Origin of the sequence: Kluyvera genomosp. 1, from assembly GCF_001266615.1 — a bacterium.
Classification (GTDB): Bacteria; Pseudomonadota; Gammaproteobacteria; order Enterobacterales; family Enterobacteriaceae; genus Kluyvera; species Kluyvera cryocrescens_A.
This window is the reverse complement of the sequence record NZ_LGHZ01000001.1, coordinates 14,024-27,403: the sequence shown is the minus strand read 5'-3', so window position 1 is coordinate 27,403 and position 13,380 is coordinate 14,024. Positions and strand designations below refer to the sequence as shown.

Sequence of the window (13,380 nt, the reverse complement as noted above, 5' to 3'; positions counted from 1 at the left end):
TTTTATCGTGAGTAAACAGTCCGGCAGAGTGTAGAGAGTGCAATCGCGGTTGTGAAACGCTAATATTTGAGTCATGCGTTCAAAATTTTTGCAGGCAGAAAATGTGGTCTGAATATTCACTGGAAGTGGTTGATGCGGTGGCGCGTAACGGTAGCTTTAGCGCCGCGGCGCAGGAACTGCACCGCGTGCCGTCGGCTGTCAGCTATACGGTCCGTCAACTGGAGGAATGGCTGGCGGTTCCGCTGTTTGAGCGGCGGCATCGGGACGTTGAATTAACACCTGCCGGGGCCTGGTTTTTGAAAGAGGGGCGCTCTGTCATCAAAAAAATGCAGATCACCCGCCAGCAGTGCCAGCAAATAGCCAACGGTTGGCGCGGGCAGCTAGCCATTGCCGTGGATAACATTGTTAAGCCGGAACGTACTCGTCAGCTGATTGTCGATTTTTATCGTCACTTCAATGATGTTGAGCTTATCGTTTTCCAGGAAGTCTTCAACGGCGTGTGGGACGCGCTGGCGGATGGCCGGGTGGAACTGGCCATCGGCGCAACTCAGGCGATACCGGTAGGGGAGCGTTTTGCTTTCCGTGATATGGGGATGCTGAACTGGCACTGCGTGGTCGCAAGCTCTCATCCTCTGGCAAAGATGGACGGGCCGCTTAGCGATGACGTGTTGCGCAACTGGCCGTCTTTGGTGCGCGAAGACACCTCGCGTTCACTGCCTAAGCGCACAACCTGGCTGTTGGATAATCAAAAAAGGGTGGTGGTTCCGGACTGGGAGTCTTCGGAAACCTGTATTTCAGCGGGGCTATGTGCGGCTATGGTGCCTGGGCATCGGGCGCAACCGTGGTTGGATAGCGGTGAGTGGGTCGCGTTAACGTTGGAAAATCCGTTCCCGGATGCAGCCTGCTGTTTGACCTGGCAACAAAGTGAAGTTTCACCCGCATTAAACTGGCTTTTGGAGTATTTGGGCGACAGTGAAACGTTAAATGAGGAGTGGTTGCGGACGCCTGAGTAAGGCGTCCACTGCGAGCATTAACGGCGGTAGTCGCGGTACGGACCATCGGCCACGGAACGACGTTCGATTAGGCGCGGATGCACCTCAATCGACTGCGATTCTTCGCGCTTGCTGACGATACGATCCATCAACATGCTAAAGGCCGTTTCACCGAGTGAATCCTTTGGCTGATGAATCGTCGTCAACGCTGGTGTAAAGAAGCGGGAGTTGCGCACGTTATCGTAACCAATAAGAGAAATATCCTGCGGCACGCGCAGACCCATTTCATCCGCGGCGCAAAGTGCGCCCATCGCCATCACGTCACCGCCGCAGAAGATAGCGGTAGGGCGTGGATGCTGAGATAAAATCTGCTGCATCGCGCGATAGCCGGACTCCGGCTCAAAGTCACCCTGCACAATCCAGCTTGCCGGGACGTTAATTAACGCTTCTTCCATCGCCTTCATAAAGCCGGCCAAACGACCGGCCCCGGTGTTGCGCTCCAGCGGGCCTGGAATAACACCGATGTCACGATGGCCGCGCTCAATAAGGTAGCGCCCAGCCATGTAGCCGCCTTCGAAGGCGTTATCGATGACCGAGTCGGTAAAGTCGGCTTTGGCTTCACCCCAGTCCATCACCACCATCGGGATGTGACGATACTCTTCCAGCATGGTCAACAGAGATTCCGGATACTCGGAACACATCACCAGCAGGCCATCGACGCGCTTTTGCGCCATCATCGACAGATAAGCGCGCTGTTTTTCCAGGTTGTTCCACGCGTTGCCGAGAATCAGGGTATAACCTTTCTCAAAGCAGTTTTTCTCAACGGCTTCGATAATTTCCGCAAAGTAGGCGGCTTCGCTGCTGGTGGCCAACAAACCAATCGATTTGGTGTGATTGACCTTCAGGCTACGGGCAACGGCGCTTGGTGAGTAATGCAGCTCTTTAATAGCCGCCCACACCGCTTCGCGCGTATCTTCGGCGACAAAACGCGTTTTGTTAATTACATGTGATACGGTTGTAGTGGAAACGTTTGCGCGCTTCGCTACATCTTTAATTGTTGCCATTCCATCTCACTCCAGACCCTAGCCTGCCCCTGACAAAATCGAAAGGAAAACGTTTGCCTTCACACACCCTGACACAATCGTAGTGATTGTGATTCGCCGGGAAAACGATACAGGACGACAGGAGGGGGTCAATGGCCGGTACGCTTATAAATAAGCGTCGAATTTTGACTTATCCTGGCGCAAAGTGGAAGAGCAAAAAACAACATCCTGCTAAATCTGTGAAGATTTTTATGATTAACTGTGCAAAAATGATTAAACGCAGTTTTACTGTGGAAATCAAAAGGAGAAAAATTGATGAGCACCGATCTTAAACTGTCTCTCTTCACGACTGTTATTGCGCTGGCCCTGATCGTCGCCGCAGGCTTTACCGCTGTTTTGCATTAATTCCTCTGTGAGGGAGCGTCCGCTCCCTCCTGTCTGATTGTTACCCATTTAGCAATAATCTTTTGCAGTTTTGTACACTTCTGTTTTTCTGTGATTGATGTCATGCTTTTGCACTATGTTGTCAGGCCTCGTCCTACGCGCGGCTAAACGGAGTCATTGCATGAAAATTAACTTCCCCTTACTGGCATTAGCTATCGGGGCATTTGGTATTGGTACTACCGAATTCTCGCCGATGGGTCTCCTCCCTGTGATTGCCAAAGGCGTCGACGTCTCTATTCCAGCCGCAGGAATGCTGATCAGCGCCTATGCGGTAGGGGTGATGGTTGGTGCTCCACTCATGACGCTGCTGTTATCCCATCGCGGGCGTCGCAATGCACTGATCTTCCTGATGGCCATTTTTACGTTGGGCAACGTGCTGTCGGCGATAGCACCCGATTACACCACGCTGATGTTGTCACGCATCATCACCAGCCTTAATCACGGCGCATTTTTCGGTCTTGGTTCCGTCGTTGCGGCAAGCGTGGTGCCAAAGCACAAGCAGGCCAGCGCCGTTGCCACCATGTTTATGGGGTTAACGATTGCCAATATTGGTGGCGTGCCCGCAGCAACCTGGCTTGGCGAAACCATCGGTTGGCGGATGTCCTTCCTTGCGACCGCCGGGCTTGGCGTGATTGCTATTGTGAGCCTGTGGTTGTCTCTGCCGCAGGGGGGAAGTGGGGAGAAGCCGGATGTCAAACGCGAACTGTCGGTTCTGGTGCGTCCGCAGGTGCTGGCCGCGCTGTTGACCACCGTGCTCGGGGCAGGGGCGATGTTTACTCTTTACACCTACATCTCGCCGGTTCTGCATAGCATTACGCATGCGACTTCAGGCTTTATCACGCTGATGCTGGTGTTAATTGGTGTTGGCTTCTCAATCGGTAACTATTTAGGCGGTAAGTTTGCTGACCGCTCGGTTAGCGGTACGCTGAAAGGCTTTCTGCTGCTATTGATGGCGATTATGCTGGCGATCCCGTTTCTTGCGCAAACGCAGATAGGGGCCGCCATCAGCATGGTCGTTTGGGGCGCGGCAACCTTCGCGGTCGTTCCACCGTTGCAGATGCGGGTGATGCGCGTTGCGCATGAGGCTCCTGGGCTGTCATCCTCGGTTAACATTGGCGCCTTTAACCTCGGCAACGCACTGGGGGCGGTAGCCGGCGGTGCGGTGATTTCCGGTGGATTAGGTTACAGCTTTGTGCCGGTGATGGGGGCGATTGTCGCCGGTCTGGCGTTGCTGGTGGTGTTCTTCAGCAGCCGTAGCCGTGGCGAAGAGGCGGTCGTTAGCCAGTAAAAAAGAAAAAGCAGAAGGATAACCTTCTGCTTTTTTATCACCGTAAGACTTAGATGATCGTGGCTTATGCCGCCAGATTGTCAGCAACAAATTTCCAGTTCACCAGAGCCCAGAAGTGCTCCAGATAGTTTGGACGCGCATTGCGGTAGTCGATGTAGTAAGCGTGTTCCCACACATCAACGGTCAGCAGAGGCTTAGCGTCGGTCGTCAGCGGAGTGCCCGCGTTAGAGGTCGACACGATAGCCAGAGAGCCGTCAGCTTTTTTCACAAGCCAGGTCCAGCCGGCGCCGAAGTTCTTCACTGCAGCGTCGGTAAACTGAGCTTTGAACTCCGCGAAGCTACCGAAAGCTTTATTGATGGCTTCAGCCACTGCGCCAGTCGGTTCGCCGCCAGCGTTAGGGGCCAGGCAGTTCCAGTAGAAGGTGTGGTTCCAGACCTGCGCCGCGTTATTGAACACGCCGCCTTCAGAAGTGCGCACGATCTCTTCCAGCGTTTTACCTTCAAACGCGGTGCCTTTAACCAGGTTATTCAGGTTGGTGACGTAAGTCTGGTGGTGTTTACCATAATGGTACTCCAGGGTTTCCACGGAAATATGTGGAACCAGAGCGTCTTTGGCATACGGTAATGCAGGTAATTCGAACGACATTGCTACTCTCCTTATTATAGTTTGCACACCCAATAACCTTGTATTGAGTGTGGATAGAGTAGCAAATTAAAAGGTGAGATAAAAGATAAGCTTACCCCGTTTATTAACAAACGGGGTAAGTGTTTAACGAATGGTCTTAGGGGTTACGACGCGGCGAGCACCAACGTAATGGCGTACCCAGTAATCTTCGCTGAGCGAGGTGATTTGAATGTCACGACCGGTGCGCGGGGACTGAATGAACTTACCGTTGCCCACATACACGCCAACGTGATCGGCGGTACCGCGACCGCGGGTGCGGAAGAAGACCAGATCGCCACTTTCGAGTTCACCACGATCAACCGGACGGGCGTCGCGCAGGTGATACATTTCGTTGGCAGTACGTGGAATGCGAATATTTACCAAATCTTTATAGGCGTAATAAACCAGACCGCTACAATCGAAGCCGGTGCGTGGGGAATTACCGCCCCAGCGGTAAGGTTTGCCAAGCTGGCCCATCAGCTTATTCATGGCTGTCTTCTGCGCGGTCTGAACACGTGCTTTATGCGCCTGAGCAATGGTGGTTGGCTGATTGTCTACCTTGCTGGTGGTACAGGACTTTTTATGGCCCTTGCGTGCCGGTTTGCAGGTAGTGACGATATTGGCGGTTTTTAACGCACTGCCTTTTTTACTGACTTTGGCGGTACGAGTGGGGGAGGCTTTACGGCTGGCAGTCGCTGTTTTCTTAGCTGCTGCGGGTGTTGGTTTCTTTTTGGAGACGACAGCGGTAGTTTTTTTCTTCGCGTTAGATTTACTGTCCGTATTTTTTTTCTTCCGTTCACTGCCTTTTACAGGAAGCGACTTCTGCGCCGTCGGTGTCTTGGCATGCCCTGTTGCATGCGCCAACGGCGTGAACGATAACGATGTAAACAGCAATGCACAGAGCGTGAACGACCATTTTTTTATCTGCGCCACTGAACAACCCTCTGAGTATGCAGGCTAAACATCCTTGCCTGGGTATGATTTACAAAACCCAACGATTCTAATCCATAAAAACACGAAATGTTAATAGTGTTTTTATGGATAAAACGTTGTTTCGTTAGCAACTGCAAAAAAAAACATCAATTGATACATCTTCTGTTAAAAAATGAGCAAGTTTTTCATCGAGCTGCCGATAAAGTCATATTTATAAGGCAACTTAACGCGTCAGACGATAAAATAGTAAAGCGTGAACAAAATGTTATTTTCTGTTCAGGGTCTGAAACGCTACAATGTCAGACTACTGTCGTAAAAAGAAGTTTGAGGAAGCAAGATAATGAGCGAGACCATTGAAAAAATTCAGCGCCAGATCGCTGAGAACCCAATCCTGCTGTACATGAAAGGCTCCCCGAAGCTGCCAAGCTGCGGTTTTTCCGCTCAGGCGGTTCAGGCATTGTCTGCCTGCGGCGAGCGCTTCGCTTATGTCGACATCCTGCAGAATCCGGATATCCGTGCCGAACTGCCAAAATATGCGAACTGGCCAACCTTCCCGCAGCTGTGGGTCGATGGTGAGCTGGTTGGTGGCTGTGACATCATCATTGAGATGTACCAGCGCGGTGAACTGCAGCCTCTGATCAAAGAGACTGCGGCGAAGTACAACACCGAAGAGCCTAAAGCAGAATAATATCTGTCCCGGCGTCGCGTCTCGATGTCGGGAGTGCTATGCAGTTATGCTGAAACAAAAAAGCGACCCTGGGGTCGCTTTTTTTATGTCGTCTATTCTGCGGCGACAGGTAACGGCCAGCCGCCCAGTCGTTTCCAGCGGTTGACTATCTCGCAAAACAGAATCGCCGTCTGCTCGGTATCGTATAGCGCCGAGTGCGCTTGGGCACCATCAAAGTCCATCCCGGCAGCAGCACAGGCTTTTGACAGCACGGTTTGCCCTAATGCCAGACCGCTCAGCGCGGCAGTATCGAAGGTGACGAACGGGTGGAATGGGTTGCGTTTAAGCGATGCACGCTCGGCGGCGGCCATCATGAAGCTATGATCGAACGTCGCGTTGTGGGCCACCATAATGGCGCGGTTGCAGTCGCTGTCTTTAATACCCTTGCGTACCATTTTGAAAATCGCGTGCAGTGCGTCGTATTCGCTGACCGCTCCGCGTAATGGGTTATTCGGGTCAATACCGTTAAAGGCCAGCGCTTCTGGCTCCAGGTTAGCACCTTCAAACGGCTCTACGTGGAAATGTAACGTCGTGTCCGGCATCAACCAGCCTTGCTCATCCATTTTCAACGTGATTGCTGCTATTTCGAGCAGAGCATCCGTTTTGGCATTGAATCCAGCGGTTTCAACATCAATAACCACGGGATAGAACCCACGAAAACGGTCACATAGACCATTAAGCTGTGCATTGTCGGACATCTGAATCTCTTAACTTAGAAAAAGTAGCGCGCATTATGGCAAATTTTGCCGCGGCTGGGAAACGTGGGAAATAAAAACGGGCACCAGATGGCGCCCGTGGGAGAGTTAGTTGCCGAGGCCTTTGCCTGCATCTTTCTCTTCGATCAGTTCGATTTTGTAACCGTCTGGATCTTCGACGAAAGCGATAACCGTGGTACCGCCTTTGACCGGGCCGGCTTCACGAGTGACGTTACCACCGTTGTTGCGGATACGCTCACAAGCTTCAGCGGCGTTGTCTACGCTCAGGGCGATATGGCCATAGGCTGTGCCGAGGTCGTATTTGTCCACGCCCCAGTTGTAGGTCAGCTCAATAACCGCTTCGTCACTCTCTTCGCCATAACCGACGAAAGCCAGAGAGTATTTGTATTCGGTGTTTTCGCTGGTACGCAGCAACTTCATGCCCAGCACGTTGGTGTAAAACTCGATGGAGCGTTGCAGGTCGCCGACGCGCAGCATGGTATGCAGTAAACGCATGATATCCCTCGTCCTAACTTATGAATAATGTCCTAGTATAGCGGCGGATAGCCGCCGCTATCAATGCAGGATCACAGCGTAGGGTAGTCGGTGTAACCTTCCGCATCGCCGCCGTAGAAGCTTTCCGGGCGCTGTGGGTTCAGCTCGGATTTATGTTGCAGGCGAGCAACCAGATCCGGGTTGGCGATGTAGGCGCGGCCAAAGGCGACGGCATCGATTAACCCTTTTTCGATCAGGTCTTCGGCTTTTTCCGGCGTATACGCGCCAGCACCGATAATCGGACCGTGGAAACGAGCGCGGACTTTTTCACGGAATGCTTCGCTGTACGGTTCGCCACCCGCCCAGTCCGGCTCGGACATGTGCAGATAAGCAATACCGCGTTTGCCCAGCTCTTCAATTAAATACAGCGCATCGGCTTCTTCATTCGGGCCATTGTCGACATTCTGGAAGCTGCCAATTGGCGATACGCGGATACCAATACGGTCGGCACCCCATTCTTTAATCCCAGCATCAACCACTTCCAGCACCAGGCGCGCGCGGTTTTCGACGCTGCCGCCGTACTGATCGGTACGATGGTTAGAAGAAGGCGACAGGAACTGATGCAGCAGGTAGCCGTGCGCGGAGTGCAGTTCGACTAAATCAAAACCGGCTTCGCGAGCATTGGCGATCGCCTGACGGAAATCGTTGACGATGCCTGGAATTTCGCTGGTTTCCAGCGCGCGGGGCATAGAGGTATCGACGCGGATCGCGTGGCCATTTTCATCGCGCAGTGAGGTGCGGGTATTTGCGCTCAGCGCGGATGGCGCGACCGGCGCCTCACCGTTTGGCTGCAGTGAGTTATGGGAGATACGGCCGGTATGCCACAGCTGTACGGCGATACGGCCATTTTCAGCGTGTACGCCAGCAGTAATTTTCTGCCATGCGGCGATTTGTTCCGGGCTATGTAGACCAGGGGCACCCTGATAGCCTTTTGCCTGAGCGGAAACCTGAGTGGCTTCGGAGATAATGAGACCGGAGCTGGCACGCTGGCGATAGTATTCGGCCATCAGTGGGGTTGGAATATCACCCGGGACGATGCTACGCAGACGCGTCAGCGGGGCCATAAACACGCGGTTCGGGGCGGTAACCGCACCCACTTTCAGTGGGGTAAACAGTTTTTCTTGCGACATGGTGACTCCTGAGTAGACCGGTCGTCTAGTTGTATAGGAAATAAAAACGCCGGTAATTAGTCCGGCGCGGAAATCAGATTCCTGACGTGTGTCAGCGCGCTTTCAAGCGGAGCAGCGCTACGGGCCATTTTGGCCTGCAGGTTTGCTCCTAACCACAGTGAATAAAGGACCTGCGCGGTGGCATCGGCTTCGCCCACAAACTTCAGGCATCCCTCACGACGGCCATTTTCCAGCGCTTGCGCCAGCAAAACCATAATCTGGTTGGCACCTTTATTCATTTCAGCGCGCATATCTTCGGAAAGATCGCACACTTCAGCAGAGAGTTTCACGGTGAGACAACCGCTGATAAGCCCTTGCTGGCAAAACTGAGTGAGCGTGTGCTGGTAGTAATCCAGCAGGCGGTCGCGGTAGTTCCCCGCACCTTGCGTAAAGTGCTGAACCAGACGCAAATGGTAATCGGCAAAGTGCCGTTCCAGCATCGCCACGCCAAACGCCTCTTTCGAACGAAAATAGTGATAGAACGATCCCTTCGGCACTTCCGCCGTCTTCAGGAGTTCGCTCAAACCCATTCCGGTAAAACCACGGTGCATGCAAAGACGCTCGCCGGTCGCCAGAATGTGTTCACGGGTATCATGTTCAATTGATTTGCTCATGGCAGGAACTGTAATAGACCGATTGGTCTAATGCAACCGCTTTTTTGAAAATGATGCCTGACCCGCACCCTGGCGGAGAAAAGTTGCGTCCGGCGGATTAAACGTCTTCAATGAGAGTATCACGAGGTAAAAGGGGGCTAACGTGGCGGAGCAACTGGAGTTTTTCCCGGTTCAAAGTCCGTGCCGGGGCATTTGTCAGTCGGATGAGCGGGGTTTCTGCCGCGGGTGTTTCCGCAGCCGCGATGAACGCTTTAACTGGCAAACGATGAGCGATGCGCAAAAGCAGGAGGTGCTGCGGCTATGCCGACAGCGATTGCTGCGCAAATTACGCACGGGCAAAGCGCCTGACGCGGAAGAACCTCAGCAGCCCTCACTGTTTTAAACGCAAAAGTGCGTATACTCGATGCAAATTATTTATTGAGGAAGTGGTTATGGTTCAACGTATTACCCTGGCGCCGCAGGGCCCGGAATTTTCCCGTTTTGTGATGGGCTACTGGCGTTTGATGGAGTGGAACATGTCTCCCCGCCAGCTGGTGAGCTTTATCGAGGAGCATCTGGAGCTCGGTGTCACCACTGTGGACCACGCAGACATTTACGGCGGCTATCAGTGCGAAGCGGCATTTGGTGAAGCGCTAAAGCTGGCGCCGCATCTGCGTCAACGTATGGAGATCGTCACAAAATGCGGTATCGCCACAACCGCCAAGCCTGAACATGCGCTTGGGCACTACATTACCGACAGCAACCACATCATTCACAGCGCCGAACAATCGCTGCGTAATTTGGCGACTGACGTCCTGGACCTGCTGCTGATTCATCGTCCCGATCCGCTGATGGATGCCGATGAAGTCGCTCAGGCCTTTACCACGCTGCATCAGAGCGGGAAAGTCCGTCACTTTGGTGTCTCTAACTTCACGCCAGCGCAGTTTACGCTGCTGCAGTCACGGCTGCCGTTTACTCTCGCAACCAATCAGGTCGAAATCTCGCCGATTCACCAGCCGACGATTCTCGATGGCACGTTGGATCAGCTTCAGCAGCTGCGTGTGCGTCCGATGGCCTGGTCATGCCTGGGCGGCGGTCGTTTGTTTAATGATGATGAATTCCAGCCTCTGCGTGATGAGCTGGCGAAGGTCGCAACTGAACTTAATGCCAGCAGTATTGAACAAGTTGTGTACGCGTGGGTGATGCGCCTGCCGTCGCAGCCGCTGCCGCTTATTGGTTCAGGTAAGATTGAGCGCGTGCGTTCGGCAATTGTTGCAGAGTCGCTCAACATGACCCGCCAGCAATGGTTCCGCATTCGCAAAGCCGCTCTGGGTTACGACGTGCCGTAAGTTGCTTTACGCAGGCGGAATCCTCCGCCTGCATCTCTCCTGTTAAGCCATTTGCTCATTCAGCGTGCCGGGCGTTGGCGCGGTTTCAAGCTGGGAAAGCGAGCAGTAAAGTCGCCACAGAATAGAGGCCAGATCGCGCGCTGCCGGTTGGTGGTGGTGCGCAAGCGTGTCACAAATTCGCTGTAGCTCCTGTAACGTTGCGGCCAGCGGCCGCTGTTGAACGCCGCGTTCACTCATGACATCTCGCAACAGGCTGATACACAGGTCGCGAACCTGCGAGAGTGGGTCAGAGCGTGCTTCCCAGGCACGGAGTTGCCACACCACATGGGAACAGTTGAGCAGCACGACACCCCAGCGCAACAGCCAGCGTCGGGCTGGTTCATCCTGGCTGGCGCTAAGCTGGCTAACATGATGATAAACCAGAGATTCAAACTTATGTTCGCTGTTTGTTGGGTGACGGCTTAATTGGTCAACAAAGTGACGTCGTAACGCCCGAATATGACGACGACTTTTACGTGCGTCAGAACCGGGTGTTAACACCGCAAATGCCAGCCAGGCTAGACCGACGCCGATGATTTTCGCCAGGTTATCGTTAAGGAAACTACCGAAATCATAAACCGGTGGGTTGGTGACAGAAATAAATGAACCCATAAAGACGATAAGTGACCCCCACAGTCTGGCCTGTTTGGGTACTTGCAGCTTCAGTAATTGCATGGTCAACAGCAGAGGAAATAGGAACAGCATAAACTGCCACAGGTCGCTGATTTGGACCATCAGGCCAAATTTAACGCCAAAGCTGAAGATGGAGAGTAGAACCAGCGTGCGCATCAAAAGCGTGAGTGAACTAAACGGTGATGGCACGTTGGAATAGAGCACGCAGCAGATGGCGGCGAGCGTCAGCGCTGCCGCACCGGAGTCCCACTGGGTGCTGATGCTCAGTGCGCCCACGCTGACAAGGGCGAAAAAGGTGCGAATACCGCTCCAGGCCGCTTCAATATGGTCGGTATGGCGCATCAGTGCCGGGGAGGCGGGGACCGTAAATTCAGTGACCGCAGTTGCATTCTCTAATCGCTGTAACCAGCGGCTGGTTGTGAGGTACAAACGACAGAAATAACGCAGTCGATGCCAGAACGCGTGGTGACGATAGTTTTGCGGATCTCGCGGCGCCAGCGGGGCAATAATACAGGCGACGGTGTAAGCATCGCAGCTGGGTTTTGCTAAAGCTTGCAGAAGTTGCTCCAGCACCGGACGTATTGTCTCTGGCGCGTCCGGCCAATTCAGCAGCAGGCGGCGCAGACTGGAAATGACGCTGGTCAGGCGCAACTGCTGGTGGAGTAGATAGTTGAGTAACGTATTTTGTCGGCGCAGCCGATAGTGACTCCAGAACGCCTGAATACGCAGCAGATTCATGGTCAGAATCTGGCTGATAACGCTTTGGTGGGCGGTACGAATGGCATCGGTAGTGACCGGTTGCCACAGCAGGCTGGCGTGTTCAAGTAAACGCGCGTGCATATTTTTAAGCGCGGTTAATAGGGCGCTGCCGTCGGAGGTACTGGGCAGGATCATCATCATCAACCCGCCGCTCAGAATGCCGACAATCACTTCGCAGACGCGGGCTTGCGCAATTTCCCACAGCTTGGTCGCATCGACGACATTGATCATTGGAAAGGCGATGATGGCACAGGTGTAACCTGCCAGCTGAAAAGCATAGGCAACGTTGTTGGTGTACATCGCGCAGGCCCAGGTACAAAAAGCCAGCCAGCCTGACATCGCAAACAGAAATAGCCAAGGGTCAGTGAGGGTATGTCCGGCGATGATCAGCGCGGCGGTGGCGCCAAGCAGACTGCCGGCAATACGCCCGAGACTTTTACTGATAACGCCGCCAACGGTGGGGAAACTCACCACCGCAGCGGATGTCATTGCCCAGTACGGTTCATCGAGATCCAACCCGTAGGCGACGATAAGCGCCAGGCACATGGCAATGGCATTACGTAATGCATAGCGCCACTGCGGCGGGGTGGCTTTAACCCAGGGCAATGACTTCCACGTCAGCGTGGGTAATGCCATTACCGATCACCTTGAATAGAAACCGTGCAGGTGGTCCCAGCAACAAGCAGCGTATGGTTATCCAGAGAATCAAATTCAATGCGAATCGGTACACGTTGGGCGAGACGTACCCAGGGGATAGTTGGTTTGATGTCAGCAACTAACGTGCCGTCGGTCGTCAGACTCTGGTCGTGGATGGCGCGGCCAATGCTGGATACGTGACCCTGTAACTTTTGATTGTTGCTGTAAAGGACGATGTCCGCGCGATCGCCCTGGCGAATATGGCGCAGTTTGGTCTCTTCAAAATAGCCCACGACATAGAAAGAGTGGCTGTCTATGAGGGCAAACACTGGGTGACCAATGGACGCGTAGTTCCCCACTCGGGTGGTGAGATTGGTGACCCATCCGTCAACGGGAGCTTTGACTGCCGTTTGGCCGAGCTGCCAACGCGCGTGCTCGCGTTCAGCCTGGGCCGCATCAAAATTAGCCTGTGCTGCTTTCAGTGCCATATTGGCTGCATCCAAATCCTCGGCGGAAATGAAATTTGCCGAAAGACCTTTGCGGCGGGCAGCTTCATGGCTGGCGCGTGAAAGATCTGATTGCGCCTTTGCAAGCTTAGCCTCGGCGTTCATGACCGCGATGCGCCATGGCGTCGGATCAATCTGAAACAGCACATCTCCGGCCTTCACAAACTGGTTGTCGCGGACATTGAGCGTCAGAATACTACCCGAAACCTGTGGAGTGATATCGACCTGTTCAGCGCGGATTTTGCCGTCACGGGTCCACGGTGATTGCATATAGTAATTCCACACCAGCCAGACGGCGAGAATTGCGAGCGCTGCGATAAGTAGCGTTGAGAAATATTTTAATTTTTTCATTGAA

At 53.5% G+C, this 13,380-nt stretch carries 16 protein-coding genes; 7 read left to right on the top strand and 9 right to left on the bottom strand.

What is annotated here, in order from left to right; all coding sequences use genetic code 11:
• The first annotated feature begins 101 nt into the window (after positions 1 to 101).
• Complete coding sequence (gene punR, locus KP80_RS00150) at positions 102 to 1,013, top strand: DNA-binding transcriptional activator PunR (protein ID WP_052281547.1); 912 nt, start codon at positions 102 to 104, stop codon at positions 1,011 to 1,013.
• A gap of 17 nt (positions 1,014 to 1,030) precedes the next feature.
• On the opposite strand, the gene purR is transcribed toward punR, so the two are convergent.
• A complete protein-coding gene (purR, locus tag KP80_RS00145; protein ID WP_052281546.1) occupies positions 1,031 to 2,056 on the bottom strand; it encodes an HTH-type transcriptional repressor PurR in 1,026 nt (341 codons plus the stop codon).
• Positions 2,057 to 2,187: 131 nt separating this feature from the next.
• Between purR and KP80_RS00140 the strand changes: the two genes are divergently transcribed.
• The 3 genes from KP80_RS00140 to KP80_RS00135 all read left to right on the top strand — a co-directional run bounded on the left by KP80_RS00140 (position 2,188) and on the right by KP80_RS00135 (position 3,767).
• Positions 2,188 to 2,367 carry a hypothetical protein gene (locus KP80_RS00140; protein WP_052281545.1) on the top strand — a complete coding sequence of 60 codons (180 nt, stop codon included), beginning with the start codon at positions 2,188 to 2,190 and terminating at the stop codon, positions 2,365 to 2,367.
• Positions 2,351 to 2,440 carry a YnhF family membrane protein gene (locus KP80_RS22950; protein ID WP_156315535.1) on the top strand — a complete coding sequence of 30 codons (90 nt, stop codon included), beginning with the start codon at positions 2,351 to 2,353 and terminating at the stop codon, positions 2,438 to 2,440. Before KP80_RS00140 ends, KP80_RS22950 begins: the two co-directional genes overlap by 17 nt.
• Before the next feature lie 160 nt (positions 2,441 to 2,600).
• Positions 2,601 to 3,767 carry an MFS transporter gene (locus KP80_RS00135; protein WP_052281544.1) on the top strand — a complete coding sequence of 389 codons (1,167 nt, stop codon included), beginning with the start codon at positions 2,601 to 2,603 and terminating at the stop codon, positions 3,765 to 3,767.
• A gap of 64 nt (positions 3,768 to 3,831) precedes the next feature.
• Here KP80_RS00135 and sodB read toward each other — a convergent pair whose 3' ends face one another.
• Positions 3,832 to 4,413 (bottom strand): superoxide dismutase [Fe], encoded by a 582-nt coding sequence (gene sodB, locus KP80_RS00130; RefSeq protein ID WP_052281543.1) that lies wholly within the window; start codon positions 4,411 to 4,413, stop codon positions 3,832 to 3,834.
• A 123-nt stretch (positions 4,414 to 4,536) separates the two neighbouring features.
• Positions 4,537 to 5,364 (bottom strand): C40 family peptidase, encoded by an 828-nt coding sequence (locus tag KP80_RS00125; RefSeq protein ID WP_052281542.1) that lies wholly within the window; start codon positions 5,362 to 5,364, stop codon positions 4,537 to 4,539.
• A 340-nt stretch (positions 5,365 to 5,704) separates the two neighbouring features.
• Between KP80_RS00125 and KP80_RS00120 the strand changes: the two genes are divergently transcribed.
• Positions 5,705 to 6,052, top strand: coding sequence for a Grx4 family monothiol glutaredoxin (locus KP80_RS00120; protein WP_052281541.1), 348 nt, complete (start codon positions 5,705 to 5,707; stop codon positions 6,050 to 6,052).
• Between the two features lie 92 nt (positions 6,053 to 6,144).
• On the opposite strand, the gene rnt is transcribed toward KP80_RS00120, so the two are convergent.
• The 4 genes from rnt to KP80_RS00100 form a co-directional block, all read right to left on the bottom strand.
• Positions 6,145 to 6,789, bottom strand: a complete 645-nt coding sequence (gene rnt / locus KP80_RS00115) for a ribonuclease T (protein ID WP_052281540.1) — start codon at positions 6,787 to 6,789, stop codon at positions 6,145 to 6,147.
• Between the two features lie 105 nt (positions 6,790 to 6,894).
• Entirely contained in the window at positions 6,895 to 7,302 is a 408-nt protein-coding gene (gene gloA / locus KP80_RS00110) for a lactoylglutathione lyase (protein ID WP_052281539.1), read from the bottom strand.
• Positions 7,303 to 7,373: 71 nt separating this feature from the next.
• Positions 7,374 to 8,471 carry an alkene reductase gene (locus KP80_RS00105; RefSeq protein WP_052281538.1) on the bottom strand — a complete coding sequence of 366 codons (1,098 nt, stop codon included), beginning with the start codon at positions 8,469 to 8,471 and terminating at the stop codon, positions 7,374 to 7,376.
• 56 nt (positions 8,472 to 8,527) lie between these two features.
• On the bottom strand, positions 8,528 to 9,124 hold the full coding sequence (locus KP80_RS00100; RefSeq protein ID WP_052281537.1) for a TetR/AcrR family transcriptional regulator: 597 nt from the start codon (positions 9,122 to 9,124) through the stop codon (positions 8,528 to 8,530).
• A 142-nt stretch (positions 9,125 to 9,266) separates the two neighbouring features.
• Between KP80_RS00100 and KP80_RS00095 the strand changes: the two genes are divergently transcribed.
• Together KP80_RS00095 and KP80_RS00090 are read left to right on the top strand one after the other, a co-directional pair.
• Positions 9,267 to 9,506: a DUF1289 domain-containing protein gene (locus KP80_RS00095; protein ID WP_052281536.1), complete on the top strand. Its 240-nt coding sequence runs from the start codon at positions 9,267 to 9,269 to the stop codon at positions 9,504 to 9,506.
• A 49-nt stretch (positions 9,507 to 9,555) separates the two neighbouring features.
• Positions 9,556 to 10,452 (top strand): aldo/keto reductase, encoded by an 897-nt coding sequence (locus KP80_RS00090; protein ID WP_052281535.1) that lies wholly within the window; start codon positions 9,556 to 9,558, stop codon positions 10,450 to 10,452.
• A 42-nt stretch (positions 10,453 to 10,494) separates the two neighbouring features.
• On the opposite strand, the gene KP80_RS00085 is transcribed toward KP80_RS00090, so the two are convergent.
• Both KP80_RS00085 and KP80_RS00080 read right to left on the bottom strand, forming a co-directional pair.
• Positions 10,495 to 12,519, bottom strand: a complete 2,025-nt coding sequence (locus tag KP80_RS00085) for an FUSC family protein (protein ID WP_052281534.1) — start codon at positions 12,517 to 12,519, stop codon at positions 10,495 to 10,497.
• Positions 12,519 to 13,376 (bottom strand): HlyD family secretion protein, encoded by an 858-nt coding sequence (locus tag KP80_RS00080; protein ID WP_052281533.1) that lies wholly within the window; start codon positions 13,374 to 13,376, stop codon positions 12,519 to 12,521. Before KP80_RS00080 ends, KP80_RS00085 begins: the two co-directional genes overlap by 1 nt.
• Positions 13,377 to 13,380: the final 4 nt, after the last annotated feature.

Coding starts and splice junctions, on each gene's coding strand:
- punR (WP_052281547.1), top strand. CDS start 102: ATGTGGTCTGAATATTCACTGGAAGTGGTTGATGCGGTGGCGCGTAAC.
- purR (WP_052281546.1), bottom strand. CDS start 2,056: ATGGCAACAATTAAAGATGTAGCGAAGCGCGCAAACGTTTCCACTACA.
- KP80_RS00140 (WP_052281545.1), top strand. CDS start 2,188: ATGGCCGGTACGCTTATAAATAAGCGTCGAATTTTGACTTATCCTGGC.
- KP80_RS22950 (WP_156315535.1), top strand. CDS start 2,351: ATGAGCACCGATCTTAAACTGTCTCTCTTCACGACTGTTATTGCGCTG.
- KP80_RS00135 (WP_052281544.1), top strand. CDS start 2,601: ATGAAAATTAACTTCCCCTTACTGGCATTAGCTATCGGGGCATTTGGT.
- sodB (WP_052281543.1), bottom strand. CDS start 4,413: ATGTCGTTCGAATTACCTGCATTACCGTATGCCAAAGACGCTCTGGTT.
- KP80_RS00120 (WP_052281541.1), top strand. CDS start 5,705: ATGAGCGAGACCATTGAAAAAATTCAGCGCCAGATCGCTGAGAACCCA.
- rnt (WP_052281540.1), bottom strand. CDS start 6,789: ATGTCCGACAATGCACAGCTTAATGGTCTATGTGACCGTTTTCGTGGG.
- gloA (WP_052281539.1), bottom strand. CDS start 7,302: ATGCGTTTACTGCATACCATGCTGCGCGTCGGCGACCTGCAACGCTCC.
- KP80_RS00105 (WP_052281538.1), bottom strand. CDS start 8,471: ATGTCGCAAGAAAAACTGTTTACCCCACTGAAAGTGGGTGCGGTTACC.
- KP80_RS00100 (WP_052281537.1), bottom strand. CDS start 9,124: ATGAGCAAATCAATTGAACATGATACCCGTGAACACATTCTGGCGACC.
- KP80_RS00090 (WP_052281535.1), top strand. CDS start 9,556: ATGGTTCAACGTATTACCCTGGCGCCGCAGGGCCCGGAATTTTCCCGT.
- KP80_RS00085 (WP_052281534.1), bottom strand. CDS start 12,519: ATGGCATTACCCACGCTGACGTGGAAGTCATTGCCCTGGGTTAAAGCC.
- KP80_RS00080 (WP_052281533.1), bottom strand. CDS start 13,376: ATGAAAAAATTAAAATATTTCTCAACGCTACTTATCGCAGCGCTCGCA.